The organism is Pseudalkalibacillus hwajinpoensis (assembly GCF_015234585.1).
In the GTDB taxonomy this organism is placed as follows: Bacteria; Bacillota; Bacilli; order Bacillales; family Guptibacillaceae; genus Guptibacillus; species Guptibacillus hwajinpoensis_B.
In genome coordinates this window covers 632,463-658,758 of record NZ_JADFCM010000008.1, presented here as the reverse complement: position 1 = coordinate 658,758, position 26,296 = coordinate 632,463, and the positions used below count along the sequence as shown (strand labels likewise).

Below are 26,296 nucleotides of genomic sequence, written 5' to 3'. Positions count from 1 at the left end.
ATCCCTATCGAAATGAAAACCTCACACTTACTCATAACGCCATATATCTATTCGAATAATTGTAGTAAAATAAAGGTAGAAGAAAACAAAGGGGTGATCACTTGACTAGCAAGATGAACCAGCTGTTCGAGGAGCAAAGAAGTGTTCATGTGCTTTATGCCTACCATGGGATGAAGAATTACCTCGAACAAGTCGTTAGTTATACTGAAAAAGGAGTCGCAAACGGAGATTATGTCATCTTAATCGAAAATGACCGTCTGTATCCGATGATTGAGAAAGAATTAACCTCAAGGTTAACCGCTAACGAAATGAAGTTTGTCCACAGAGTGAACAGCTTCGACTTTTACTTTTCTAGCGGCAGTTATCATCCTCCTGCCATTCATGAATATTTCAAAAAGACCGTTCAACCTTATGTGGAATCTAACCTCTCCTTCCGCTCATGGGCACGTGTGGAATGGGCCTCGATGGAAGAACCTCTTCACCTTATAGAAGACTTCGAAAAAATTGTAGACGAAGCAGTAAACGACCTTTCCTTCCCTCTTATTTGTGCATACGATGGAGAAAGAATGCCTGATTACCTCATAAACATTTTGATGGAAACTCACCCGTACGTGTTAATGGAAGAAGAATTTTTCACTTCAAAACAATATTTAGCTTAGATAGAAATGCACCCCTCTAAAGAAATCTCAGAGTGGTGCATTAGCTTTGGTATGGCTAGACGATGATGCTAGACGTTGATTCTTTCATTCGTCTCCATTATTTGAACATTTACTTCAAAAGCATCTGGATATTTAATACCAAGACCTGTGTTTAAACAAATGACCTGTTCATCTTCTTTGATCCAATTTCGTTCCCTTAATCTCTCCGCAGCAGCGAATGTACTCGCGCCTTCAGGACAAATAAATTGCCCTTCTAACGCAGCAACTTCTCGCTGGGATGTTCGAATGGCTTCTTCAGAAACCGCAACGGCACACCCTTCTGTTTGATAGATCGCATCCAATACAAGAAAGTCTCCGATCGCTTTAGGTACATTGATACCAAACGCATGCGTTGTTGAATTTCCCCAGAACTCAGACTCATTTTTTCCTTCTTCGAATGCCTTCACAATGGGGGCACATCCCTCCGATTGCACAGCAACTAACCTTGGAAGCTTTTGATCCTTAATCCAACCAAGCTTCTGAAGCTCAAGAAACGCTTTATAGATCCCAATAAGACCAACGCCACCTCCTGTTGGATAAAGAATCACATCAGGAAGCTCCCAATTCAGCTGTTCCGCTATTTCATACCCCATCGTTTTTTTACCTTCAATGCGATAGGGCTCTTTTAGGGTAGATGCATCATAAAATCCTTGCTCTTTCACGAGATCACCAACTATTTTACCAGCGTCACTTATTAACCCGTTGACTAAATAAAGATGAGCACCAGAAATACTCACTTCTTTTCTCGTAATCTCAGGTGCATCAACAGGCATAACAATATGAGCTTCCAACCCTGCCTTTGCCGCATAAAGTGACCAGGCAGCTCCTGCATTTCCATTTGTCGGCATCGCAAGGTTCTGAACGCCAAGCTCCTTCGCCTTCGAAATGCCGACTGCCGCTCCCCGAGCTTTAAATGAACCCGTCGGCACCATTCCCTCGTCTTTTATGTATAAGTTTGAGAGATTCATTTTCTGACCAAGGGATGGTAGCGGCAGGAAAGGGGTCATCCCTTCTTCGAAACTTACTTTATTCTTTTCTTCTTTAACAGGAAGTAATTCATGATAGCGCCAGAGCGACTGTTCTCGTCCGGCAATCATTTCCTTTGTAAGACGCTTTTTCACCTCATCAAGATCATATTCGACAAGAAGTGGTGAACCACAAACACAAAGCTGTTGAATCGTATCTGAATCATAAGTCTTGTTGCACTTTGGACATGATAAATGAGAAACCATACTGTACGGCATTAAAGCACCTCCAACGATTTAATGAAAGACGTGTTGAAACCCAAAGCTCACACGCTGATGAACTTCGGGCTTCATTTCGTCAAAACTAGCTATGAAAATCAAGTCCTGATCGCACTTCTTCAACATACTCTGCTCGAATCACATAATCACCGAAATGCTCATGTTCCTCTTTTTCTTTCGCATAGTTCATTAGGATCGGTTTTAATGATGCAAGGATTTCTTCTTCACCAATGTTTTCTTTATAAAGCTTGCTGAGACGATCCCCAACAAACCCTGCTCCCATATACATATTGTACTTACCAGGCGCTTTTCCAATAAAGGCAATCTCACCAAGCGTCGGACGTGAGCAGCTATTTGGACAACCCGACATGCGGATCACGATTTCTTCTTCTCTCAGTCCCGCTTCATCCACGATCTCTTCAATCTTATCAATAAGAGAAGGTAGATAACGCTCTGCTTCTGCCATTGCTAGACCGCATGTTGGGAACGCCACGCAGGCCATCGAATTACGGCGCAGAGCTGAATTTTGTTTCCCATCTGTGATACCGTATGTTGCTACAAGTTGATCAATCTCTGTTTTCTTCTCCTCTGATACATTCGCTATGATGAGATTCTGATTCGGCGTTAGTCTGAAATCACCTTCATGAACCTTCGCAATTTCACGTAGCCCTGTCATAATCTGATAATCTTCTGAATCAACAATACGACCATTTTGGATAAAGAGCGTTAAATGCCATTTGCCGTCACCCTTTATCCATCCATAGCGATCACCATTATGATCGAAATGATAAGAACGAGCTTCTTCTAGTTCATAGCCCAGTCTATTATTCAATTCGTTCCGAACCCAGTCCAGTCCTCTTCGATCGATTGTATATTTGAAGCGAGCGTTCTTCCGTTCTGAGCGATTGCCATAATCTCGCTGAATCGTAATGATTTTCTCAGCAACATCAACAATCTTATCAGGTGTACAGAAACCAATGATTCGGGATAGCTGAGGATACGTACTTGTGTCCCCATGCGTCATACCCATGCCACCGCCTACTGCGACGTTAAATCCCTGAAGCTTGCCATCTTCAAGAATTACAATAAAACCAAGATCTTGTGAGAAAATATCCACGTCGTTTGATGGTGGAACAGCGACCCCGATCTTAAACTTTCTCGGCAAGTAATGAGGACCATACATCGGCTCAATCTCTTCTTCTTTTCGATCGAGCACTTTTTCTTCGTCTAACCAGATTTCATGATACGCTCTCGTTCTCGGCAGAAGATCATCGCTTAGCTTCCGTGCCCACCCATGCACCTCGGCATGAATATCAGATTGATAAGGATTGGCATTACACATCACATTCCGATTCACGTCACCGCATGCCGCAAGAGAATCCATGAGAACCCGGTCCATCGCCTGAATGCTTTTCTTCATATTCCACTTCAGAATCCCATGCATCTGGAACGTTTGGCGCGTTGTTAGCTTTAGCGTTCCATTTCCGTATTGATTCGCAAGATCATCCATTACTAGCCATTGTTCTGGCGTAGCTACTCCACCAGGTAGTCGCACTCGAACCATAAACTGATAAGCTGGTTCAAGCTTTTGCTGTTTTCGCTCCTGACGAATATCGCGATCGTCCTGCATATAGCTCCCATGAAATTTTAATAGTTTTGTATCTGCGTCTGGAATGGAAGCGGTGATGGGATCCGCAAAGCTTTTCACAAGCGAGCCGCGTAAGTAATCACTTTCGTCTTTGATTTTCTCCATTTCACTCGGTTTGCCGTCTTCTGTTACCGTCTTTTTCGACATGATCAATCTCCTTCCCTGATGCGCTTAGTACACATCGCGCTGGTAGCGTTTCGCGTTACGTAGATCTGCGAGATAAGCTTCTGCTTCTGACTCACTGAAATTCCCCTGTTGTTCTAAGATGTTAACGAGTGCCACGTGAACATCTTTTGCCATATACTTTTCATCTCCACATACGTAGACGTGCGCACCTTGTTGCAGCCACTCGTATAGTTCTTTACTTCGCTCGCGCATGCGGTGCTGAACATAAACTTTCTCCTCTGTATCACGTGAAAAAGCGACATCCATCCGCGTAAGCACACCATCTTTCAACCATTTTTGCCATTCGACTTGATAAAGAAAATCGGTCACAAAATGCTGTTCACCAAAGAACAGCCACGTTTCTCCACTTGCGCCACTTTCTTCTCGCTCTTGTAAGAATGCCCGGTACGGCGCTACGCCAGTGCCTGCGCCTATCATAATAATGGGGGTGTCAGGATGATCCGGAAGTCTAAAGTTTTGATTTCGCTGCACAAATACTGGGAGTGTATCCCCCGCTTGTGAGCGCTCTGCACACTGGCCAGAGCATACGCCCGTACGAGATCGACCATGTGCATCATACCTTAGTGCGCCAATTGTGAGATGAACTTCATCTGGATTTGCCTTTGAACTGCTTGCGATCGAATAAAGACGAACCGGAATTTTGCGCAGAACGTTTACAAACTCCTGTGCTGAGACGGTCCACGGTCCGTAGTCCTTCACCAAATCAATTAAATCTCTACCGTAAAGGTATGTTCTTAATTCTTCGCCTTCCGCTTCAACCATGCGCTTAAGCTCAGAACTTGATGTCAGCTCTGCGATCTTCTTGAGCAATGGCTTTGTGAGACTCGTCATTTCATATATTTTTGTTAAAGCTTCTTCAAGTGAGTGAACGTCTCCCTGTTTGTTCACCGTAACCTGTTCTTCTCGCTTCCAGTTCATTTCCTCGATTAGCTGAAGGACAAGTGTCGTATCATTCTCAGGATAGATGCCAAGACTATCACCCGGCTCGTACTCAAGATTCGATCCTTCAAGATCAAGCTCAAGGTGCCGCGTTTCTTTATTGGACCCACGTCCATTCAAATTAACATTCTCAAGAATTTCGGCTTTGAATGGATTCGTTCTGGAATACGCCTGATCCGTCTCATCAGGTTTTGTTTGAGAAGTCGATTCACCAGTAGTCTGATCTTCTTTCAATACTCCCGTCACGCCTTCGAACCACTCTTCTGCCGGCTCTTCGAAATCAAGATCACAATCTACACGAGGATAGAGCCTTGTTGCACCTAATTCTTCAAAGCGTTTGTCAAAATCTTTCCCGGTTTGGCAGAAAAACTCATAGGAGCTATCACCAAGTGATAAGACAGAGAATCTGAGACCGTCTAATTCAGGCGCTCTCTTACTTTGAACAAAGTCATGGAAGCTCAGCGCATTATCAGGAGGATCGCCATCTCCGTGGGTGCTTGTAATCAATAATAAATCTTCTACTTTTTTAAGCGACTTTGGCTTAAAATCATCAAGCGATGAAAGGGTAACGTTGTATTTCTCGTTTTCCAATCGCTCAAAGAACGATTCCGCTAGTGACTGACAATTGCCAGTATGTGAGCCATAGAGAATCGTGAGCTCACGTGTTTTTTCTTCTTGTTTAGAGAATGCTTCTGAAGCAGAAACACCTTGAGCAACCGTCTCAGTAGCTGCCGCAGCTTCAGAGCTTCCTGGTACGGAAAGATATCCGCTCAGCCATATTTTCTGGGTCTCATTTAATGTTGGTAATAGACGATTTAAAAGCTCCGTTTGTTCTTTGTCAAAAGGGCTATTCACAACCTGTAACTGCAATACAATCCACCTCACAATACTCAAATTTAATTCAATGTAATGAAAGTAGTTTACTCGGAATTAATAGCAAATAAATTCGTCTGCATTCCCCCTAACCAATTCAACACAAAAAACCTCTCTTCTAAAAACATAAGAAGAAAGGTTTGTAAGTACGAAGCCAGTCTTCTTATCTTTCAGGATAAACCTGCTGGATTTGGCACAGTATGAGATGAAGGATCATCTCATCGGTTGCCGAAGCTTCATAGGGCCAGTCCCTCCACCTCTCTTGATAAGAAATGTTGCTATCAAATTGTAAATGACAATGATTGGTTCAAATGTTATCTCGTGATCGAATAAAAGTCAATATATTATTAGAAAATTATCATCATTCAATTAACTGTATGGCGATAAAACCAGGAATCTTCATGAAAAATAATCCAAATGATTCAGGTCTTTTATCCCTGACGTTGCCCCTCTTGTAACCTATTCCGCATGCGCATGAAACCAATCGTATTGGCAATGACAAGAGATAGAATGATAAGAACCATCAACCAAATAGAGTAACCAAAAGGCAGCACCAACAAGAGAAAAGCCATGAAAGAAAAAACGCATGAGCGAATGACATGATCTTTAGATGTAAAGTTAACTTTTTTTCCACGTTTCCATTTCAATAAGTTCACCGCAATACCAAATATCGATAGAAGCATGCATATGACATATGACCACAGTGAAAGGTCGTAATCCACTATAAAAATCGTAGACGATAGAAACAGCGTCAATACCGTATATCGAATCGCGATTTCTTTATGCGTTAGCGAATTAAAATCCTTCACTACATACCTCCTTTTGGCGATGAACGAATTTGGGCATTTTTGAGATACACGGTCCTTATGTAGATGGATAAGCTGGGTTCATCTCATTTGAAATCACCTGAACCCAAGGCCGCTCTCTGTTCCACGTCACTTCTAAAGGGACGCCCATACTTTTACTAAGATGTTCAGCTGTTAACACATCTTTCTTCTTGCCATTCACTGCAATTCGACCATTTTCCATAATCATAGCGTGAGTGAATACGGGACAAATCTCCTCAATATGATGAGTGATATACAATATGGTTGGACCATCTTCCTCTTTTCCAAGTCGTTCAACCTGAGCTAATAACTGTTCGCGTGAATACAGATCAAGTCCGTTGCACGGTTCATCTAGAATAAGAAGCTTTGGCGAAGACATCAAAGCTCTTGCTATCAAGATTTTCTGCTTCTCTCCTTGAGAGCAAATTCGAAAAGGTTTACCGCGTAAATGAGCAATCCCCCATTCTTGCATCATCTTCATCGCTTGCGATTCTACCTGTTCCGTCACCTGCTCATAAAGTCCAGCTGAGGCAAACTTCCCGCTAATCACAACATCTGTTACTTCCTGCATCGGAGAGATACGCTCAGTGAAAGCGTTGCTCACCCAGCCAATAGATTTTCTAAGTTCATTCAAATCAGTTTTCCCAAGACGCTGCCCTAATACTTCAACGATGGGATCATAGCGAAGCAGTGGCCAGATCGAGCCGTGGATTAACTGAAGTAGCGTCGTTTTACCTGATCCATTTAATCCGATAATGGCCTGATGTTGGTCTTTCTCTACGGAAAAAGAAATATCGGATAAAATCATCTGTTTCTCACGTGTGTAATAAGCATTTTCTACATGAATGATTGCCATACATCCCACTCCGTTCTTTGAAGAAAGTCATTCCAACTAGCGCTTTTTACATCGCATACCCGTTAGCAAATTCTTGAATCACTACAAGCTCCTCTTCACGTGAGTCTCTGCCAACGTTATGCTCATACAACTTTTGCATACGTGTAACATCACCATTGCACTCCTCAGTAATAGAAGCAACAGCACGTAAAAGGTTCACTTCGTTCTTAAAATCCTCCTTAGAGATTGCCTCCCCGTGTGATAAGATGAACCATTCTGCATCAAAGCTTTCTAACTGATCAAGCAGTCGATTTGTTGTGTTAACAGTGTAATTGACTTTTTCCGAAAAAATATCAGGATAAAAGCAGTCTCCAAGAAATAGGATTTTCTCTTCCTTCACATAAACCACAACCGAATCAGCCGCATGATCGCCCCCAACTGGCTGAAGAATACACGTGACACCGCCAAGATCAATCTCTATTTTCTCTCCAAACGTTATATCTGGTAGCGTAATCGTAATGTCTCGAGAATTCACAAATTCCTTCTTGATCGCATTTGCACAAAATTCAATTTCAGTGCCTTCTTTCACCCGCTCATCCAACTCATCATCAGACCATCCTAATGGAATAAGCTTACTAATTTCCTCTTTCGTCTGATGCGAGGATAAAGAGACAGCATCTTTAAGCGCTGATAACCCAAAGATATGATCCCAATGCCAATGAGTAAGCGCGACGATGTCTGGTTCCTTGATTCCTTTTTCCGATAGCTCTTCTAGAAAATAACGAGCATGGTCCTCTGAATTCCCAGCATCGATCATCAGAGACTTTCTATCTCCAATCACCATTCCGAGAATCGGTCGGTCCGTTTCGGAAACGGGCGTTTGGTAATAAAAGCGATTGCCAATTTGTTTAATCTGTTGCATCTATTGTCCTCCTTAAAATACAAACCTCGATGAAATTTCTTATTTCCATTTTATCATTTTGAAATTATGTATTCGTATTTTTTCTACTACATACAAAAATCGACACCTCCAAATGGAAGCGTCGTTTAGAAAAATTGATATTTCGCATTGCAGTAGAAATGGAGGTCTTCGTCTTCACTTAACCAAAGCCTTCCACGACGATCTTCACTACCATCGGTCCAAGGATAATGATAAAGAGGGGTGGAAAAATAAAGAGAACCATAGGTATGAGCATTTTAACTGGAGCTTTCATCGCTTGCTCGCGTGCTCGTTCACGTCTCTGTTCACGAATGCGTGCCGTAATATTTTTAATAACTTTTGACATTCCGATCCCAAGATGATCGGCTTGAATAATCGACATCATCACACTTTGAAAATAATCTGAAGGAACACGTTTTTTTAAATTATAAAATGCTTCTCGTCGCGATTTCCCTCGCTTCATCTCATCTAAAGCCTGAGTAAACTCATCCGCAAGTGGGCCAGACTTTCTTGCACATACATTTTGGATCGCCCCTTCAAGTCCTACGCCTGCTTCAAGAAGTAGACTTACCATATCAAAGAAATCGGACATTTCCATATCTATTATTTTAACGCGCTGCGTTTTTTTCTTCGCTAAGTAAAACAAAGGATATCGATAAAATAAGAAAACAACCCCAAGTGCTAATACAAGTGTCATAGAAGCATTTCCATCCGTCACAGGCGCCATAAGCAAGTAAGTTAAGAACCCTCCACCGATGCTGAGAAGAAGTTGAATAAGTCGGAATTCAACTGCCGAACGGTTTCCATATCCAGCCTCATGGAGGAGCATATCTAACTTCTTTCGATCCTTTCTTGCAAATGTTTTACTCACCTGTTCAATACCCATTCCCCAATATTTACGAAGTAGTGGATGGAAAGATCCACTTTCTCTTTTTTCGGTTTTACGTTGAATTTTTTCTTCCTTGCCAAAATAGTGCTCAACGCGAGATTCAAGAGCAAGTTCTTTTCGATAAACGGTTTTAAGAAGGGCAGCAATAAACAATACGAAACAAACCATCGTACAAAGCATAAACAGAATAGCAATCATTGGTTACACCTCAATCCGAACAATCTTTTGAATTAAAAACCAGCCGATTAATAGTGAAATCGCCCCTGTTGCTAGAAGAAACCAGCCCAATGGATAGGTAAGCATTGGTTCAATGTATTCAGGACTTACAAAATAGAGGTAGATTCCCATCACAAGAGGGAGAGCAGTAATGATCCAGGATGATAACTTTCCTTGTGCTGTCAACGTCTTTAGTTCTTCGAGAATCCGGATCCTCCCACGAATAGTATCTTCCATCGTATCCATAAGCTGCGCCAGATTCCCACCGCTTTTACGTTGCGCAAGGATCGCTTGTATAACAACTTCAAGCTCTTTATTTGGTAAACGTTCTAACAGGCTTTGAAACACGGTTTCCATAGGTATACCCATTCCAATTTCACGAACAGTACGATCAAATTCTGGACCAATCGGATCTGGCATTTCTTTCCCAATGAGTTGCATCGTCTGTACGAAGCTAAACCCTGCCCTCATCGAGTTGGACATCGTACCAAGTGCCTCAACAAGCTGATAGGATAGTAGTTTGATTCTCTTCCTTGCTTTAATCGTGATATAGATACCAGGAATAATAAAACCGATCAAAAGCGATAGAATGCTAACAAACCATGGTACACCAAGGACATAGAGCAATCCAGCCACTGCCATCGCACTTAATATGCGAATAACAAAGAACTCTTCTGCTTTTAATGAACTTCCCGATTGTTCAAGAGATTTCTTTGTTTTTTGGCTAAACTGTATGCCAGAAAATGCTTTCGCAAATGAACCAATCCATTTTCTAAATGTTTCATTCTTCTGTTTTTCCTTAACCTCAGTGACAGCGATGGCTTGTGGGATAAACCGCTTAATTCGCTCACTGGTTTTTTTCTTTCTCATAACCCCTTTGGAAATCAAATAAAAGAGTAAGGTCACTGAAACAAAAATCAGTAGAAGGAGAACCCAATCATTCATTTCACCACACCTCTTTAAACCAAGATGATGAAATCTTGTAGCCATTTTGTTCAAGAAGCTCTGATACATTCGGTCTTACCCCGGTTGTTTCAAAATGCCCTTCTACGTTACCATCGCTGTTTCGTCCCGTTTCCTTATAAACAAACAAATCTTGAAGAACAATGATGTTTTCTTCCATACCAATCACCTCGGTAATACGGGTGATCTTCCTGGATCCATCCTTCATTCTAGCCTGTTGAACAATAAGATCCAGTGCATTAGCAATTTGCTCTCGAATCGCTCGTAAAGGTAAATCAAACCCAGCCATCAACACCATTGTTTCAAGTCGTGACAACATATCTCTTGGTGAATTGGCATGTCCTGTACTAAGACTGCCGTCATGCCCTGTATTCATTGCCTGAAGCATATCAAGCGCCTCCGCCCCACGGACCTCACCAACAACAATGCGATCAGGTCGCATTCTCAGCGCATTCCGGACAAGCTCTCGAATCGAAATCTCCCCCTTGCCTTCAATATTAGGAGGCCGCGATTCTAATGAAACAATGTGCTCCTGAGATAAGTTCAACTCTGCTGCATCTTCAATCGTTACAATTCGCTCATCGTTCGGGATAAAGGAAGAAAGCACATTAAGTGTTGATGTTTTTCCCGAGCCAGTTCCACCGCTAATAAAGACATTTAATCTCGATTGAACACAAATTTCTAGAAACTCCGCCATGTCTTCACTTAGAGTCTGATAATTGATAAGATCATTCATTTGAAGAGGCGTAGCAGAGAATTTTCTTATCGTAAGGGACGGCCCAGTCAAGGAAAGGGGTGGAATAACGGCATTTACACGTGATCCATCAGGAAGTCGCGCATCCACCATCGGAGAGCTTTCATCTATTCTTCTTCCGATAGGAGAAACAATTCGTTCGATCACACGACTTAAATGATCATCATCTCGAAAAGTGAGAAAGCTTTTCTTCAATTTTCCATACTGTTCATAATAAATGGCATCTGCGCCGTTCACCATCACTTCTGAAACAGTGTCATCTTCCAGTAATGGCGTAATTGGTCCATATCCGAGCAATTCGTGCTCTACTGATTCAAGAATTCGTTTCTTTTCTTCAAAGGTAAGCCTTTCAGCTTCGTTATCTAAAAAGAGCTTTCCCCACTCTCGAATTTTCTTCGATTCTTCTTCAGCTTGAAACTGGTGCTTTTTTAGTTCATCTAGCAAAAAGGTTTGCAATTTCGTTTCTACTTGCTTGTATTCAACCGTATTCACGATCGGCACTTCTTTTCGCTCTTCAACTATTGATGACTCTTCTTCGGCATATCGTTTGAAAAGTGACAACGGAACTCCCCCTTCATCGACTCAGAGCGAATCGTTTTGGCTTTTTCTCTACTTCACTACTAACAGGGATTAATTGATGCGCAAGGATGAACATACCTTTAGAAAAAGCATTCCGCCCATTTTTCATCACTAGTGGAAGACCTTCATTAATCGTTGTAGCTATGTGTACTCCTTGATCTGGCAACGAAACATAGACTGGCTCTTGAAGAATGCTTTCCATTCGCTTCACTTCTATGACGCGGTGCTTGGAGTCTCTATTTAAAATAATCTTGACCTTCTCATTTAGTTGCAGGGATTCCAGCATATCCAGGTAAAGTTTCGTATTCCTTAGTACTGGTAAATCACCCGTTGTGACTAAGAGAATATCATCACAGAGCATAAGACTTTTGAGATGAATCTCGGAAATGTACGTCGGGGTATCAATCAGAATAACGTCATAGCTTTTACGTAGTTCACTAACGGCTAGCTCCAGGTGATCCTCGGTTATGATCTCAAAAAATTCCGGTCTAGGAGGGGTGGCGAGAATGGCAACACCACTTGAATGGTGCGTTAAATAATTTTCAATTCCGTAGCGTTCTCGCTCAACCCCTTCCTTTACCCATTCATAAACCGACCTTTTCGGCTTCAAATCCACGTACATCGAAACATCTCCAAACTGAAAATTCGCATCTAAAATCACTACGCTCTTTCCGTCTTTCACAAAAGCATTTGCTAGATTGACAGATAAGGTCGTTTTACCAACCCCACCCTTAGAACTACATACTGCCATCACTCGGCTGTTTTTCTTTTGGAGATGAGGATGAGCGCTTCCCTTCTGGTTAGCACGTTGTTTCACAAATGATTGAGCTTGAATAATCACTTCATTGATCTCTTCTGAATCAGAAGAATACGTTAGCATATTTGAAGCTCCAACTCGCATAGCTTTTTTCGTATTTTCCATATTTTCAGGTACGATAATAACCAAATAGGTGGAAGGGAATTTTACTGATATTTCCTGACAAAGATCATATACGTTATAAGCCGTATTCGCTTTAAGAAAGAGAATAGTATGAGGCATTCGCTCAAGCTGATGAAAAAGATCCTCTAACAGATGAAAACTTTTTAAAGTATGACTCTTCTTCATAAGTAGCGCTTCTAATTCATCTGCACGCGCATTTGTATCAGAATAAAAATACCAGTTTAGATCCATTGTTATTCATTCTCCTTATAAACCTGTCTTGTTTCTTTTAGTCCTTCTTTCACTGTTCCATCATCTTTACCATTCCGTAACATGAGGTAAAATCCGTCCTTATCCTTAGCGGCTAGACTTAAGCTTACTCCTTGCTCCGGAGTGACTTCGAGAGTGACTGTTTCATAATGGAGAGCTTCTTCCATGCTGTCAGGCGCCTTACCTGACGTTAGGACTTTTACACTTTGCAGTATAAGGACCGCAGATTTGAATTCCTTCTTTTCTTCATCAATCTTTGTTTCATAAGCAATGACATCAACGAAGTCATTCGGCTGCACATAACCTGAAACTCCGCTCGCTAACTCAACATTTAGCGAGATTGCTCGATGTCCCTCGCTCACTTCAACCATTGAATTCGGTATTTCTCGCTTCGAAATCGTCGTCTCTGCCGCAACCTCAGGTTCCTCTACTTTCTTAACCTCAGTTTCTGCGTCCGTAGTTAAATTCGTGAATAGGGCAACATACACAATGACTGTTGCGAATGCTCCAAATACGATGGACCACATCCAAATCCTTTTTGTTTTCATACCCTTCTCCCTCACTTCTCTTCAACCTATTCAACCAGCTTCACGCCATATAAATTACCCGGCCCAGAGCCGCCTATTTCTCCAGTAGTAACAACCTTTTTAAATTTGCCAACAATTCGCTTCGGTTCATCTAATCGGTCAATCCAGTAAGCTGCTAATCCGACAACCTTAACCGTCGACTTTCCATTCACGCCATCCCATGAATCAATAAGCGGAATGATAACGATACGCGCACAGGAATAATCTGCTGTGGCCGCTGCCTGACATTTTGTTTTTCCAGCATCCTTACTAATGAGTGTTTCAATCGCGTTCTTGACTGGCCCCCATTTTTGCCCGGGTTCTGTTTGGACATTCGTCCCAACTTCAAGCTCTACACCGTTGATGATATTCTCAGCTAAACCGCTTGCCCCATTACTGTTGATATCAAGGTACCCACAGTTCCCGTGATGCTTTCCAGTATTTTCGCATTTTAACTCTGTCTCATTCGGAATAGCGGTATGTTCGATCGCAATAGGCGTAACGCGCTTAGCAGACTTCAACAAACCGACCTCAGCTTTGGCTGAAGCTTTGACTGAAGCTTCTTGGATCCCAAATACACGTGCAAACGTCATCGGAACAATCGACTGTTTTGATACTTTGATCGACTGACTTGTAATCGTTAGATCACCATCGTCGACTGGAAATGTATTTTTACTAGCAAGTTCCTTTGCAATAGAAGCAGCACTTACCTCACTCGTTAACAATCCTTGAGCCCCGGAAAGTGCCGCTGCATCCATCGCGTTTTGAAGAATTCTTTTCTCGTGATATAGTCGCCCAACATCGATGACCATAGCGGTTACGCCAAGTAAAACGGTTAAACTTAGCGCTAGCATAACGGCCACATTCCCTCTTTCATTCGCGAAAAAGAAGCGAGTCCTTTTCATCACTCAACCCTCATAACAGTTGAGCTGGATAAGGTAATCGGTCCGGTTACGCTTGAAACAACTGGTGTAAGAAAACGAACCGGATACGTGATCGTAACTGTCACATCACTTCCTGAAGATTTCGCACCACCTGGTGAAACCGCTACCTGACCAGAAGTGAGGTGAATACTGGAGGCGCTCGAAACTGCCGTAGAGACGATCGTTGCATCGTTCTCTCCGATGCTTGCCGTCCTTGCCGCTTCTCTACTTGCATGGTCAATCGCAAGATACGTATGAAAAATACGACCAAAATCGATAATGCCAAACAAAAGCATTACAAGAACTGGAAGGACAAGCGCAAACTCTACCATTGATTGACCTTTTTCTGACCTCATGTTATCCCTCCTACAAAAGCCGCACATAAGGTTCCGAACGTAATGGCTACGCCGTAAGGATAGGTTAGATTGCTTTCTTTATTGAATTTAAAACCTTTCAGATTCATCAAAGAATATAGCGTATAGGTTGGAGATTTAAAGAACTTCCAAAACTCTATTCTTTTCATAATTAAAATAAGACCAATCACTCCGCCAATTAAAGTCGTATAAAAAAAAGAGTGAAGAACAAACGAAGTGCCAGTTAAGGCGCCAATCGCCGCAAGTAACTTCACATCTCCCGCTCCCATTCCCCCTAACAAATATGGAATCAGAAGAAGTGCAAATCCAACAACAAGTCCAGCACCACTAAACAGAAAACCTTTCCAACCAAGAGTTAACGTGTAGTAAAACAAACCAATTCCCATTGCAGGGAATGTAACGATATTTAAAATGCGTCGTTTGCGCACATCTGTTATAAATGAAATGAGTAAAACAATGCCCAAGATACTGTATAGCATCGCAGTCCCTCTTTGCTTTTAAATTTGGCCCCACTTGAGTAAGTGGGGCCAGGATTTTACTTATAACTTTCCAGTTACAGTGTCTATCACTTCATCAATCTTAATACCTAACGCTTTAATCCCTACAATAGCCACAACCGCTACCCCCGCTAAAATCAATCCATACTCCGCCATACCTTGTCCTTCTTCTTCTCTTACGAACTGTCCCATTTTCTTCAACATTCTTATTTCCCCCTTAGAGTTTTTGTTTTAATCGTTATATTTAAGAAATCATAAATACCAGAATACAAATCGACTGTTTACTAGTAGAAACCAGTTACGTAGATGATCGCGAAGTGACTTCAGTTAACCTCCTCTTGCTCTAAGAAAGCAGCTGAAACTTTTCATCCTCTGGTTCCCCCTTTCAAAACGGCGAACATTATCTAAGGTAAGATTCTGTTCACTATAGTGTCTATTAATTATTAACTTGTTCTTTTTATCGAACAACCTTAAATACATAATAATTCGTTATAGAGAATTTGTAAAGTCCTTTTTTGAACTTTTTTTCTTGTTTTTACAATTTTTATAGTAATATATTCGTTATTGAGTATTAAATAGACATCTATTATAGTATAGATAACGTCATAATTTAGGAGAATAGTCATGTTGGAGAGAAATAATGATACACTATATCGAACACTTCCACTGAGAGTGCTGAAGGCTGATACTTTTATAAAAAGACTAAAAGGACTAATGTTTCGAAAAACGCCTCTTCAACACGAAGCGCTTCTGATCACGCCTTGCAATTCCATTCACATGTGCTTTATGTTCTTTTCGATCGATGTTGTCTTTCTAAACGAAGAGAACGAGGTTGTAAAGGTTGTTCAAAGTCTTAAACCCTGGGGTTTTATAGCACCGGTTAAAGGGGCAAAGTCCAGTCTTGAATTACCGGAAGGATCGATTGAAGAACATACAATTAAGATTGGGGAATTTCTAAAACTTTAAATCTATTACAAAAGCGACAGTACCCTTCCAGGCACTGTCGCTCTCATCTTCACTTTGCATTCATCTTTTCATAAAGCGCCTTCGTCACGATCAAATCAAAAATCGCGATGCCCACTGTTTTAAAGAGTAATCCTTTTTCATTCAGATTGTCTGGTCGATGATTCTGTTGAATGATCTCTTCTAAAGCAAGAGAATCAGACTCCTGTCTGCCGAGTTCCCGCGCACGAATTAAATCACCGGATTCATGAAAGCCTCTTCTCGTATCCACATACACACCGTCTGCAAATCGGAGGAACGAATCAGGTATTTCCTGCATAGCTGGTTTAAAAGAGCCGACAGCCACTACCAATTTACCATTCCACTCTGAAGCTTCAAGATCAGGTAGCACAGGCTTCGTTGATGTTGTCGTTGTGATGACAACGTCTGACTGTTTGACTAACGTTTCAATCGAAGCCTCTTCTACAATTAACTGAGGATACGATTCTTGAGCTTTTTCTATAAACGACGCTACTTTTTCTTTGCTTCGATTTGCCACGTACACCTTCTCAATCGGTCGAACCGCCATGGCCGCTTGAAGATGACTCCATCCTTGCTTACCGAGGCCAATGATGCCCAGTGATGTCGCGTCTGGTCTTGATAAGTATTTCATTCCAAGCCCACCTAATGCTCCTGTGCGAAGAGCTGTGATTTTCATAAAATCACAATACATCAATGGCGCAAGGGTCTTGCGATCATTTAAGATCATCATTCCGTGAATGGTTTCTTTGCCAAGCTTCCAATTATCAGGCGCAACTCCCGCTAGTTTTGTAGCCTGATAGCCCCCATAGAATGAGGGCATAAGAAGAAACGTATTGTCGCCATCTTCTACATGCATTCGCTCTGGTGTCTTCTCATTTTGATCTTCTTCTGTTAAGTAATGCGTTTCAATCGATTCGATTACTTCTTGCATGGATAGGTTTTGTTCGATTTCTTGCCCTGAAATAATGTTCATTTGCTCCTCCTTTATTGATGAAACTAAGCTCACAATCAGCAACAATAGTTTTTAAGCGTACAGATTCATTCTAGTACAAAGCTTGAGTTACCTAATAGCGAAAACCCTCCCATGTTGATGGGAGGGTTTTCCTTATCTACTTTATTCCTGATCGGATAAATACACCCGATGATCTCGGAAGAACGGCATCAAATCACGATCCGTTGATTTTTCCATTGAAGAAATAAAGTCTCTTGTAGTCGAAATACCGAATTTCTGTTGCTTGAAATAACGCTGCATCGTGTCATAGAAAGCCTCATCTCCTAGCTCCTGACGCAGGTCGTTGATCGTACTTGATCCATAGTTATAGATCATATAATAATAAGCGCTAATTCCTCCTTCATCTGCACGCGCAGTGAAGTCTGCGATCTGACTGGATAGGTGATAATCTTGATCCGGATGAGGAGCGACGTCTAACTCATCTAAATCGCCATCATAAAGTGCCGCCGCAAAGCTTGCGAATGATTCGTCTAGCCACGGCTCATCATATTCGTTGTTTCCGATAATTCCGTAGAACCACTGATGTCCAATTTCATGAGCATTTACTGACTTCGCCCAATCAAGTGGGCGCTCTCCTGCAAGACTAATCATCACAAGCTGAGGATATTCCATCCCGCCAAACCAGCCTTCCATCGTCACGATATCTAGTTCCGGCCACGGGTATTTACCAAACTTCTCACTGAACAGGGCAAGACTATCTACACCAGACTCGAGTAGGGACGCAGCATACTTCGCGTGTTCACTAGAATAGTAGACATTCACTTTGATGCCATTCACTTTCGAAGAGATGACGCGGTAATTTGGGTTCATTTCCATCGCAAAGTCGCGAACATCCTTTGCCTTATAGCGATGCGTCGCCTGATTTCCTTTAATAACAGGCTTTCCAACTTCTTCTCCTGTCGCCGCGATGACTTGTTCTTTATCAGTCGTCACGGTGACATCATACTTTCCAGAGAGAGAATAAAACGCTTCACCATACGGATAATACGGATCGACATTCCAGCCTTCATCATCGTAAACGCTTAAAATCGGAAACCAGTTGCCCATTGAAACGGTATCACCATACCAGCCAAAGCGATCCTGCTGTTCTGGTAAACTCACTTGAAAGTTCATCGTAACGGTCGATTTCTTATTTTTCGGTAGCGAAAGGTTTTGAATATGTAGTGCCGTTTCGTTTACCTCAAACGTTGCTTTATTACCGTTTACTTTGATTTTGGAAACATCCATACTTCCGCCATTCTCTTCAAACGTTTCCGCATTTCCCCAAAGATTGAAGTATAACTCACTTAAATTGTTTTTGATGTTGTTTTTGAACGTTACTTCAAGTGTCCCTTTTACTTTGTGCGTCGTGGCATTATAATCTACATCCATCACATACGAAGGCTTTGTTGGGCCAAGTACCCCTTCTTGCTTAGATGGTTTTTGAAGCTGAAACGGCTGCTTCGGTAATTGAATGCTAGGCGAATCAGTAGGAACATAAGCCCCCTCCCCCTCAAGCATCAATTCTTTCGTATCAGGTTCAGCTGCACTTGCTGGTAGCGCAAGCCCCATTAATAAGCTACCTGCAGCAACCCCCTGCAGAAGCTGCTTCATCACTCGCTTTCCCTTCACACAAATCCCTCCTTAGTTATTTCACTTAAGAATTTCTGGATTTAAGGAGGGGTTACCTTGAAACAAACGACTCATTTATGGAAAAATTATCTAGTTATTTCGTAGGTGTAAGAAGTGAATTCCCATTTATTCACCTCTTACTAGACCATCCATCATAGGAAGTTTGTCTGCTAAACGCACAAAAAAAGGTCAGGTACGAACCTGACCCCATTAAGGCAATTGCACAGATTTAATATGGTTTAATCTTAAATAAACAGCCTCTCCACTAGCATTCGCTAGTTCAACGAAATTATTTTCTACTTTCGTTAATAAGCCAATTTTAGTTGGATCGCTTCCTGCATCAAACACGACAAGCTTTCCTTCATCTTTCTTTAACTGTTCTTCAAATGATCGAAGCAATGGGATATTAGACGGATTAACTGGCAGTTTTTCGTTTGAAAGCGTATAGGGTGTATTGTTTTGGCTGTATGGGGTTATCCACTTTATATGACTTAAGGGTAGATACATTGTTTTATAAACTGGGGAATAAAATGAGATGTAATTACTCAGAACGTTCGTAATATATCCATGGAAAGATAAGTTTCCAGTCGCATAAATTTCAGTAAAGATTCCTTTCGCGTTCATGAGTATTTTCCGATACGAAATCGAATCGATGTTATCCGAAAGTGAAGGTGCACTTGGGCTTTCGACAGTATCTGATTTCGTATAGCGATACAGTTTATGAACATGCAGCAGCGGTAAGTAGAGATAATTTTCCCCGTTGAAAAGGACGAGAATGTCTGGTCCAATATCCGTAAGAATTCCGATAAACACTGTTCCTCCAGAAATTTTCACTTCCACATGTTTTCCTAATAAATTAACTAGTCGATCCATTCAAACAGGCTCCTCTCCAAGATTCTTACCCAAATATCAGCTGCACCCAATAGAATAGTAGAAACAGTGTAAAAACAGTCGTTAGAGGAATGACGATAAAAGATACGCTCATGTAATCTTTCCACGTCACTTTAATATGATACTGTCTCAAAATATGCATCCAAATCAAGGATGCAAGCGTTCCGATTGGCAATAGCAAGGACCCCATGTCGCTTCCGATAATATTAGCAAGGTAAATGGTTTTTAATGTGATCGGGTCTAATCCCATTTCCGTTAACGCAATTGTTCCAACCATTAGAGCCGGGTGGTTATTAAAGAGGTTGGAAAGAACGGAGACTAACCCTCCCATAATGAAACTAGCTGCTAACAATCCTTGGTTGACGATCGGATTTAACATGTCCACAAGCAATGCGGTTAACCCTGCATTATGAAGTCCGTAGATAATCACGTACATCGAGAAAGCAAATATTAAAATGTGCCACGGCGTTTTCTTAATGATATCAATAGGATTTGTGCCGAGTGCATACCATCTCCACACGAGCAAGACAGCTGATCCAAGAACAGCAACGAGTGCAATGGGGATCGCGAAGTAAGATGCGACAAAGAGAAGACAGCGCATTATAAAAACAAATAGGAGAAGCTTGATCATAAACTGCGTGCGTTTCTTTTTCGTTTCTACGGAAATCTTCCCTTTTAACGGATGAAAATGCTTCGAAAAGAACATCTCTTCAATGTCATAAGCCGCACCTGGAAGTTCTTTAGGAAGTTTCTTTTTCAGGACGAAAAACATAAATGATGACATAAAGATCAATCCTAAAGTTGCAGGCACAAACATCATCGCCGTATGCATATAAAGCGTCATATGGACAATTTCTAAAGCGATCAGATTAACAATGTTACTCACACCGATCGGAGCACTGGAAGCTGTCGCGATGAGTGCACCACTTAACAAATAAGGAATCATTTGATGTGGCTTTAAACGAAGGTTTTTCAGTAGCAATATTAAGATTGGAGTTGTAATTAAAATGCTTCCATCGTTATTAAATAGTAGAGTCATTAAGAAACAAAGCAACTGAATGTACCAATATAAACGATAGCCCGATCCCTTCGAAAGAACAGCTAGTCTTGCAGCTGCCCAGTGAAAGAAGCCAAAACTTTCTAATATAACAGCCATGACAATCGTCGCCATTATCGTAATGGATGCGCCACTTATTTTACTTAGGATATCAGCTATATCTCCAAGGGATACAGTTCCAGTTACTAAGATGATGAGGGCTCCGATCGAGGCTGGCCATGCTTCATTTATCCCGCCCGGTCTCCAAAATATGACCATCATTGTTACGACGAACACAAATATGGGTATTCCTATGCCTAATGACATATCTAGCCGCCTTTCTTAATCTAGTAAAAAGCTCTTGCATGTCCCACCTTGTATAGTTATATTCATTTCGCGTCAAAAGGGATAGGTTTTTGAAGCTAAAATCCTAAAATGTACCTTTGACTCTCCATGGCAGATGTCCGGTCGAGATACTCGTCCATAAATAAAATTCCATATAAAAACAAGCCAGAACGCCTTTTACTAAAGGAATTCTAGCTTGTTTATCGTTAATTTGTATTACGCTTTCGTTCTTACCATACAGAAAGTCCTGTCCTCTCATCATTTTCATCAGTTAGATAGGCTACTTCCAGGTATCCCTTTCTTTTAGCATGATAGAATAACGTTTCACTTAGTACGTTATCTTTACAATATACGGTAACAAAAGTGCCATCAACTATAAGTAAAACAAACTCGCAATCGCTTTCCTTAAAATCCTTATAAATCTCTAATTCCTTAGGTACCGAACCTTTCGGAAAAGCTTTTAGATTAGCAAAAATCACATAGGAGAGCTGTTCTTCTATTTTCTTTTGAAGAAGCTGACCTTCCAAATGCAAGGTTTTGTGATTAAACAGCGGCTCACCTAACTCACCATCAACTACATAGTAAGCCTCTTCATCCTTGACCAGCCAATTAAAAGCTGATACATCGATCGGAATCAATATATCCCTCAGAAGGTAACCCTGTTTATTCGGAACCTCAAAAGTAATTCCCGTGATCATTAACTCTCCTCTTTCTGTTAAGAAACATAGAAAACCTAGAAATGCGCATTTCCTTATCATCAGAATGACGCTCTAAAACGAACAATCATTTTATCTTATGGAAGCTTATTCCCTGCAGCACGATAAAGCTCATACCACTCTTCTCTCGTAAGCTCCATATCAGAAGCTCTTGAAATATCCTTTAATCGTTCTGTGTTCATCGTGCCTACAACAGGCTGAATGTTGGCAGGATGACGTAAAATCCATGCGATCGCAATCGTTGAATCAGTCACATTGTATTTCTCTGCAAGCTCCTGAAGTTTTGCATTTACTTCTGGAAAGGCGTTGTTTCCAACGAATGGTCCTTCAATCATGCCGTGCTGAAATGGAGACCACGCTTGAATCGTAACATCGTTCAAACGACAGTACTCAAGAATGTTGCTATCGCGAACGACAGCTGGATCATTCTGCATGTTCACATTAAATCCAGCATCAATCATTGGCGTATGTACAATACTCAATTGAAGCTGATTGATGATTAAGTCATCCTTCAAATACTTCTTCAGCAGTTCCATTTGCATTGGATTTTGATTACTCACGCCAAAGTGACGAACCTTTCCGCTTTCTTTCAAACGAGAGAAGGCCTCGGCTACTTCCTCAGGCTCAAATAGGGCGTCCGGGCGATGAAGAAGCAAAGTATCAACATAGTCTGTCTTTAGTCGACTTAGGCTTCCATCCACCGATTCAAGAATATGATCTTTGGAAAAATCAAAAAAGCCTTTACGAATACCGCACTTCGTTTGGAGCTTCATTCTCTCACGAAGATCATCGTTTGCAGAGATCGCATTTGCGAATACTTCCTCCGATTTCCCGCCACCATAAATGTCAGCATGATCAAACAAATCCACTCCATGGTCCATCGCATTCTCAATCACGTAAGCTGCATCCTTCTCACTAAGTTCGTTCATGCGCATACAACCTAGTGAAATCTCGCCAACTTCTAAATCACTTGTACCTAGCTTAATCTTTTTCAAAGCAATCACCTCGTTTAATTGATACTGCTATCCTATCATTCAGGTAAAGGAAAAGGTAATATTTAGACTTTTTGCTACAGCGCTTTCAATGTTATAAATATATTTTGTACCCATGTACCCATTTTACTCCCACTTTGAAGAAGTAGTAATTTTAATCAACGTTTACCTCAATAGGAACTAGTAAACTACTGAAATCCATCCATTGGTTCTCCCCTCTATCTGTTAACCAAATCTATTTCATCTCTTCTAGCTAGATACCATTTATAAAAAGAACCGGCTATTTCAAGCGGCACATCATCAATTCCCGAATGATGAACAGGCTTTGATCGGTTAATCATCCCAACTGATGCAAGTCCAGCTATTTTCTGAATAAAGCCTCGTGTTACATTAACTTCAATCACTTTACTTCTTTTTGATACAAATAAAGAAGTGGACAACCCGCCCGTTTTGAATTGAACGAATGAAGCATTTAAAGTATATTTCGTATTTCGATAATCGAAGTATCTAACAAGACTGACGATCATAAGAAGCAATACTGAGAAAATCCACCAGGGGACATTCAGAACATCCTGCTTAAAATACCACAATACTCCCGTTCCAATCATCCACAGAAAACTTGGTCGTAGTTCGCGAATCCAGAGGGCAGATCGTGGCAATCGATTCATCTTTTCAGTTACCTGATACGTTGGCAATAGTTCTTCGACCATCTCATAAGCTCGTTGAACAGGTAGAAAGGGGTAGAGTGAGTTGCTTTCAAGCTTTTCCTCTTCCGCTCGTGACTCACCAACGCTCGTTAACTTCACCTCCGCAAGGCCCAACAAACGTTTGAGAAATGTTTGATTAATTTCGATCGCCTGAACGCAATGTTTTGATATCGAAAATTTCGTAGTGTCAAGAACCCCTTTTTGAATGTAGATCCGCTCGTTATCTGATAAAATTTCAAAACCACCGTACTTCAGAAACGTACGAGTTAGCCCAAAGCCAATGGATATGATCACAGCAGCGAAGGCGATGGTGCCAATCAGCCAACCTGACTGAAGAAGGAAGGCAATCAAACCTCCCGCATCCTTTTCCACACCGAAAATATCGTCAAGTTTAGAATAAAAGCCTCCAACTACAGGGATAAGGAAAAGAAAACTTAAAGATGTAAACGAAGCTTTAACCAAATCTTTTTTTTGAGCCCGAAAATGAATAATCCGATCTGGTTGCTGTTTGTCTTCCTTTCCTTCCGATACTGATTCAATCATTGGCTCTGCTTCAGATTCTTCTATTGATTGGAGTGAAACAAACCGTTTCAACTCCTCGGCATGGATTCGTGAAACAACATCAAATTCTACCGCTGCCTCATCTCCCCTCATACCCGTTTCAAAGGTCAAGGAGGTGGTCCCAGTTAAGCGATGAAAGAAGGACGTGTGCTCGTTTATGTTTTCAATTTTCGAGAACGGAATCGTTCGTTTTGATTTCGTAAAGATCCCCTCATGAAGATGGAATGCGTCATCAAGACGATATTTTTTCGTTAACCATTTCAGTGCAATCCGAATGAGCGATAATCCAAGTAGAATAAGGACCGCGGGGCGTCCGTATTCAAAGAAAAAGGAATCTGAACCACCTTTGATCAGAAAAAAATAGACTAGAAAGAAAATAGCGCTCTTTCCAAGTTTCCACGTATCAAATAAGAGTAGCCATGGGGAATACCTTTGAAAAGATCTCATTCTCCCTCCTCCTTCACCTTCGCGTATCGGGCAATTTCATTCCGCAACTGAAAAGCTTCTTCTTTTGGTAACGCAGGAATCATGTGTGATGAACCCATCGTTTCAATCGATAGCGCATACAACTGATACCTTCTTAATATTGGTCCCTGACTAGTTGCAACCGCTTGAATTTTACTCATTGGCACAAGCTGATGCTCTTCATTGATTGCCCCATGTCTAAGCTTCAAGTACTCTTCATCTGCTTCATATCGCCAGTACTTATATTTCAACTTAGGATAAATAAAAACATCCCACACCGTCATGACAATCATAATAATCAATGCAATCATTAAAAGCCACCTTACCCATCCCCACCAGGTGAACCGATTATCAAGATAAAAAAGAATACCCAAGACAAGAAAACCAATACTGTTTCCAATGATTGCATTTATCGTCCATACACGCACAGCCTCCTTCGCTAACTGGCGGTTTGGATTGCAAATTTCTGTCGACATACTGCCACTCCTCTAACTTACTTTGATTTCATCATTCATCGGACGCTTTTGATTCCTTCGAAAAGGATTCTCCAAATAAACAAACAAACGCATCACTTTCTCGAGCGGCCCCTGTTTAAAGCGTTTCAAGTAGAACGTACTTCCTATTACTTGGAAGATAAATAGAATGATTCCAAATAAAATTGAAAACACCACGCCCATCTTTCCAAATAAACCAATCCCATAGCCATAAAAAATCGTTGTGGAAATTATCGTTTGTAAGATGTAATTGGACAGAGATAGCTTCCCAAGACTTTCAAATCCTCTCATCCATTGACTTCCTTGAGTACGGCAGTATATGTACCCAAATAAACCGATGTATCCAATTGCCATTACACTTCCTCCTATTAAACTCATATCCGGTACCCCGCTAATCTCCTTCGATAAATACAATGAGGCTTTTAAGAGAAGACCAAGCGGAATAAAAAGAACTGACACGTACCAAAACCGTTTTAACTTACTTGGATCGAGCCAACGAGCATGTGCCGCATACATCCCCAAAAGCATCATAGGAAGAAGGAGAATAGGAACGAAGAGCATCATAGCAATTTCTTCTCCCGCGCTTAACTCCATTGGATCAACGTTGAGCCTGTAATTCTTGATCTCTTGATAAGTTCCACTGCTATAGATGTTCACCATATCGTTCATGTAAGCAGTCCTCTTCGCTTCACTCATCAGAGGCACTTCTTCCCCGCCCCCTAAATAACTAACAAACGTTACGATTGAGAACAGGATCACACACCAGACAAGAATCGTTTTCCGCTTTCGATTAACAAAGAAAAGAAGCAGTATTCCCATCATCCCATAAAGAAAAAGAATATCGCCTTCCCATAGAAAACTACTATGTAAAACACCAAAACCAATTAAAACCAAAAACCTCCGAAATAAATGCCATTTTACTCGTCGCTCTCTTTGCCCCAAACGATCTCTCATCAATATCAAAGAATACCCAAATAGAAATGTAAAGATCGGCATAAATGAATTTTCTATAAGGACTTTAATGGCAAAATAGCCACCATAATCTACTGGTGACAGGTTAAAAAATGAGATCTCCTCTTTTCCAAATATCCCATATTGAAATATTAATAGATTTGCTAACAATATCCCGAAAAGACTCCATCCTCTTAATGCATCCACAAGTTCGTTTCGTTTCACACTCGTCACATTTTCACCTCCTCAATTGGAAATTGACACAATCTCACATTCCATCATTTAAGTTATATTCCTTATATTTCCTAAACCAAAGATAACAGTTAAACTATCTATTTTCAACATATTTTTATTGTTTTTCGATAAAAAAATATCGAAAAAGAGATGTTTT

The 26,296-nt window shown here is 41.2% G+C and carries 26 protein-coding genes and 1 riboswitch; of the genes, 2 read left to right on the top strand and 24 right to left on the bottom strand.

All coding sequences use genetic code 11. From position 1 onward, the window contains the following. Window positions 1-101 precede the first annotated feature (101 nt). Complete coding sequence (locus IQ283_RS15120; protein WP_194220959.1) at window positions 102-659, top strand: MEDS domain-containing protein; 558 nt, start codon at window positions 102-104, stop codon at window positions 657-659. Between the two features lie 68 nt (window positions 660-727). On the opposite strand, the gene IQ283_RS15115 is transcribed toward IQ283_RS15120, so the two are convergent. The 15 genes from IQ283_RS15115 to IQ283_RS15045 all read right to left on the bottom strand — a co-directional run bounded on the left by IQ283_RS15115 (window position 728) and on the right by IQ283_RS15045 (window position 15,344). After that, the gene (locus IQ283_RS15115; RefSeq protein ID WP_194220958.1) at window positions 728-1,942 is read right to left on the bottom strand and encodes a threonine synthase; all 1,215 of its coding nucleotides are present in this window, start codon (window positions 1,940-1,942) and stop codon (window positions 728-730) included. Window positions 1,943-2,027: 85 nt separating this feature from the next. After that, window positions 2,028-3,737 carry an assimilatory sulfite reductase (NADPH) hemoprotein subunit gene (gene cysI, locus IQ283_RS15110; RefSeq protein WP_194220957.1) on the bottom strand — a complete coding sequence of 570 codons (1,710 nt, stop codon included), beginning with the start codon at window positions 3,735-3,737 and terminating at the stop codon, window positions 2,028-2,030. A 24-nt stretch (window positions 3,738-3,761) separates the two neighbouring features. Beyond that, window positions 3,762-5,585 (bottom strand): assimilatory sulfite reductase (NADPH) flavoprotein subunit, encoded by a 1,824-nt coding sequence (locus tag IQ283_RS15105; protein WP_194220956.1) that lies wholly within the window; start codon window positions 5,583-5,585, stop codon window positions 3,762-3,764. A gap of 163 nt (window positions 5,586-5,748) precedes the next feature. Beyond that, window positions 5,749-5,860, bottom strand: a riboswitch (SAM riboswitch). Window positions 5,861-6,019: 159 nt separating this feature from the next. Beyond that, window positions 6,020-6,397, bottom strand: a complete 378-nt coding sequence (locus IQ283_RS15100) for a hypothetical protein (protein ID WP_194220955.1) — start codon at window positions 6,395-6,397, stop codon at window positions 6,020-6,022. 55 nt (window positions 6,398-6,452) lie between these two features. Continuing rightward, a complete protein-coding gene (locus IQ283_RS15095) occupies window positions 6,453-7,271 on the bottom strand; it encodes an ABC transporter ATP-binding protein (RefSeq protein WP_194220954.1) in 819 nt (272 codons plus the stop codon). A 46-nt stretch (window positions 7,272-7,317) separates the two neighbouring features. After that, window positions 7,318-8,172: an MBL fold metallo-hydrolase gene (locus tag IQ283_RS15090; RefSeq protein WP_194220953.1), complete on the bottom strand. Its 855-nt coding sequence runs from the start codon at window positions 8,170-8,172 to the stop codon at window positions 7,318-7,320. 178 nt (window positions 8,173-8,350) lie between these two features. Further along, window positions 8,351-9,277, bottom strand: a complete 927-nt coding sequence (locus IQ283_RS15085) for a type II secretion system F family protein (RefSeq protein WP_194220952.1) — start codon at window positions 9,275-9,277, stop codon at window positions 8,351-8,353. A 3-nt stretch (window positions 9,278-9,280) separates the two neighbouring features. Further along, window positions 9,281-10,240: a type II secretion system F family protein gene (locus IQ283_RS15080; protein WP_194220951.1), complete on the bottom strand. Its 960-nt coding sequence runs from the start codon at window positions 10,238-10,240 to the stop codon at window positions 9,281-9,283. A gap of 1 nt (window position 10,241) precedes the next feature. Next, a complete protein-coding gene (locus IQ283_RS15075) occupies window positions 10,242-11,573 on the bottom strand; it encodes a CpaF family protein (protein WP_194220950.1) in 1,332 nt (443 codons plus the stop codon). Window positions 11,574-11,586: 13 nt separating this feature from the next. Beyond that, window positions 11,587-12,762, bottom strand: a complete 1,176-nt coding sequence (locus tag IQ283_RS15070) for an AAA family ATPase (RefSeq protein WP_194220949.1) — start codon at window positions 12,760-12,762, stop codon at window positions 11,587-11,589. A 2-nt stretch (window positions 12,763-12,764) separates the two neighbouring features. Then, complete coding sequence (gene cpaB / locus IQ283_RS15065) at window positions 12,765-13,328, bottom strand: Flp pilus assembly protein CpaB (protein ID WP_206759478.1); 564 nt, start codon at window positions 13,326-13,328, stop codon at window positions 12,765-12,767. 26 nt (window positions 13,329-13,354) lie between these two features. Next, entirely contained in the window at window positions 13,355-14,251 is an 897-nt protein-coding gene (locus IQ283_RS15060; RefSeq protein ID WP_194220947.1) for a TadE/TadG family type IV pilus assembly protein, read from the bottom strand. After that, a complete protein-coding gene (locus tag IQ283_RS15055) occupies window positions 14,251-14,625 on the bottom strand; it encodes a TadE/TadG family type IV pilus assembly protein (RefSeq protein WP_194220946.1) in 375 nt (124 codons plus the stop codon). Before IQ283_RS15055 ends, IQ283_RS15060 begins: the two co-directional genes overlap by 1 nt. Beyond that, on the bottom strand, window positions 14,622-15,122 hold the full coding sequence (locus IQ283_RS15050; RefSeq protein WP_194220945.1) for an A24 family peptidase: 501 nt from the start codon (window positions 15,120-15,122) through the stop codon (window positions 14,622-14,624). The genes IQ283_RS15055 and IQ283_RS15050 overlap by 4 nt, the downstream gene beginning before the upstream one ends. Window positions 15,123-15,182: 60 nt before the next feature. Further along, entirely contained in the window at window positions 15,183-15,344 is a 162-nt protein-coding gene (locus IQ283_RS15045; protein ID WP_194220944.1) for a Flp family type IVb pilin, read from the bottom strand. 420 nt (window positions 15,345-15,764) lie between these two features. On the opposite strand from IQ283_RS15045, the gene IQ283_RS15040 reads away from it, so the two are divergent. Further along, entirely contained in the window at window positions 15,765-16,106 is a 342-nt protein-coding gene (locus tag IQ283_RS15040) for a DUF192 domain-containing protein (RefSeq protein WP_194220943.1), read from the top strand. Between the two features lie 49 nt (window positions 16,107-16,155). Here IQ283_RS15040 and IQ283_RS15035 read toward each other — a convergent pair whose 3' ends face one another. From IQ283_RS15035 to IQ283_RS14995, 9 genes are all read right to left on the bottom strand, one after another. After that, window positions 16,156-17,097, bottom strand: coding sequence for an ornithine cyclodeaminase family protein (locus tag IQ283_RS15035; protein ID WP_194220942.1), 942 nt, complete (start codon window positions 17,095-17,097; stop codon window positions 16,156-16,158). A gap of 141 nt (window positions 17,098-17,238) precedes the next feature. Beyond that, a complete protein-coding gene (locus tag IQ283_RS15030) occupies window positions 17,239-18,747 on the bottom strand; it encodes a M1 family metallopeptidase (protein WP_194220941.1) in 1,509 nt (502 codons plus the stop codon). Between the two features lie 210 nt (window positions 18,748-18,957). Continuing rightward, on the bottom strand, window positions 18,958-19,620 hold the full coding sequence (locus IQ283_RS15025; RefSeq protein WP_194220940.1) for a DUF2642 domain-containing protein: 663 nt from the start codon (window positions 19,618-19,620) through the stop codon (window positions 18,958-18,960). A gap of 25 nt (window positions 19,621-19,645) precedes the next feature. Next, window positions 19,646-21,001 carry an arsenic transporter gene (locus tag IQ283_RS15020; protein ID WP_194220939.1) on the bottom strand — a complete coding sequence of 452 codons (1,356 nt, stop codon included), beginning with the start codon at window positions 20,999-21,001 and terminating at the stop codon, window positions 19,646-19,648. 248 nt (window positions 21,002-21,249) lie between these two features. Then, window positions 21,250-21,717 (bottom strand): DUF2691 family protein, encoded by a 468-nt coding sequence (locus IQ283_RS15015; protein ID WP_194220938.1) that lies wholly within the window; start codon window positions 21,715-21,717, stop codon window positions 21,250-21,252. 95 nt (window positions 21,718-21,812) lie between these two features. After that, window positions 21,813-22,730, bottom strand: a complete 918-nt coding sequence (locus tag IQ283_RS15010; protein WP_194220937.1) for an aldo/keto reductase — start codon at window positions 22,728-22,730, stop codon at window positions 21,813-21,815. 215 nt (window positions 22,731-22,945) lie between these two features. Further along, window positions 22,946-24,442: a PH domain-containing protein gene (locus IQ283_RS15005; protein WP_194220936.1), complete on the bottom strand. Its 1,497-nt coding sequence runs from the start codon at window positions 24,440-24,442 to the stop codon at window positions 22,946-22,948. Beyond that, window positions 24,439-24,936, bottom strand: coding sequence for a PH domain-containing protein (locus IQ283_RS15000; RefSeq protein ID WP_194220935.1), 498 nt, complete (start codon window positions 24,934-24,936; stop codon window positions 24,439-24,441). Before IQ283_RS15000 ends, IQ283_RS15005 begins: the two co-directional genes overlap by 4 nt. Before the next feature lie 12 nt (window positions 24,937-24,948). Further along, window positions 24,949-26,139 carry a DUF418 domain-containing protein gene (locus IQ283_RS14995; RefSeq protein ID WP_194220934.1) on the bottom strand — a complete coding sequence of 397 codons (1,191 nt, stop codon included), beginning with the start codon at window positions 26,137-26,139 and terminating at the stop codon, window positions 24,949-24,951. Window positions 26,140-26,296 lie beyond the last annotated feature (157 nt).

Bases quoted from the DNA above. Each gene is read 5' to 3' on its own strand.
- IQ283_RS15060 (WP_194220947.1), bottom strand. From the start codon at position 14,251: ATGAAAAGGACTCGCTTCTTTTTCGCGAATGAAAGAGGGAATGTGGCC.
- cpaB (WP_206759478.1), bottom strand. From the start codon at position 13,328: ATGAAAACAAAAAGGATTTGGATGTGGTCCATCGTATTTGGAGCATTC.
- IQ283_RS15070 (WP_194220949.1), bottom strand. From the start codon at position 12,762: ATGGATCTAAACTGGTATTTTTATTCTGATACAAATGCGCGTGCAGAT.
- IQ283_RS15095 (WP_194220954.1), bottom strand. From the start codon at position 7,271: ATGGCAATCATTCATGTAGAAAATGCTTATTACACACGTGAGAAACAG.
- IQ283_RS15025 (WP_194220940.1), bottom strand. From the start codon at position 19,620: ATGGATCGACTAGTTAATTTATTAGGAAAACATGTGGAAGTGAAAATT.
- IQ283_RS15115 (WP_194220958.1), bottom strand. From the start codon at position 1,942: ATGCCGTACAGTATGGTTTCTCATTTATCATGTCCAAAGTGCAACAAG.
- cysI (WP_194220957.1), bottom strand. From the start codon at position 3,737: ATGTCGAAAAAGACGGTAACAGAAGACGGCAAACCGAGTGAAATGGAG.
- IQ283_RS15050 (WP_194220945.1), bottom strand. From the start codon at position 15,122: ATGCTATACAGTATCTTGGGCATTGTTTTACTCATTTCATTTATAACA.
- IQ283_RS15085 (WP_194220952.1), bottom strand. From the start codon at position 9,277: ATGATTGCTATTCTGTTTATGCTTTGTACGATGGTTTGTTTCGTATTG.
- IQ283_RS15090 (WP_194220953.1), bottom strand. From the start codon at position 8,172: ATGCAACAGATTAAACAAATTGGCAATCGCTTTTATTACCAAACGCCC.
- IQ283_RS15040 (WP_194220943.1), top strand. From the start codon at position 15,765: ATGTTGGAGAGAAATAATGATACACTATATCGAACACTTCCACTGAGA.
- IQ283_RS15035 (WP_194220942.1), bottom strand. From the start codon at position 17,097: ATGAACATTATTTCAGGGCAAGAAATCGAACAAAACCTATCCATGCAA.
- IQ283_RS15045 (WP_194220944.1), bottom strand. From the start codon at position 15,344: ATGTTGAAGAAAATGGGACAGTTCGTAAGAGAAGAAGAAGGACAAGGT.
- IQ283_RS15005 (WP_194220936.1), bottom strand. From the start codon at position 24,442: ATGAGATCTTTTCAAAGGTATTCCCCATGGCTACTCTTATTTGATACG.
- IQ283_RS15015 (WP_194220938.1), bottom strand. From the start codon at position 21,717: ATGATCACGGGAATTACTTTTGAGGTTCCGAATAAACAGGGTTACCTT.
- IQ283_RS15020 (WP_194220939.1), bottom strand. From the start codon at position 21,001: ATGTCATTAGGCATAGGAATACCCATATTTGTGTTCGTCGTAACAATG.
- IQ283_RS15055 (WP_194220946.1), bottom strand. From the start codon at position 14,625: ATGAGGTCAGAAAAAGGTCAATCAATGGTAGAGTTTGCGCTTGTCCTT.
- IQ283_RS15000 (WP_194220935.1), bottom strand. From the start codon at position 24,936: ATGTCGACAGAAATTTGCAATCCAAACCGCCAGTTAGCGAAGGAGGCT.
- IQ283_RS15080 (WP_194220951.1), bottom strand. From the start codon at position 10,240: ATGAATGATTGGGTTCTCCTTCTACTGATTTTTGTTTCAGTGACCTTA.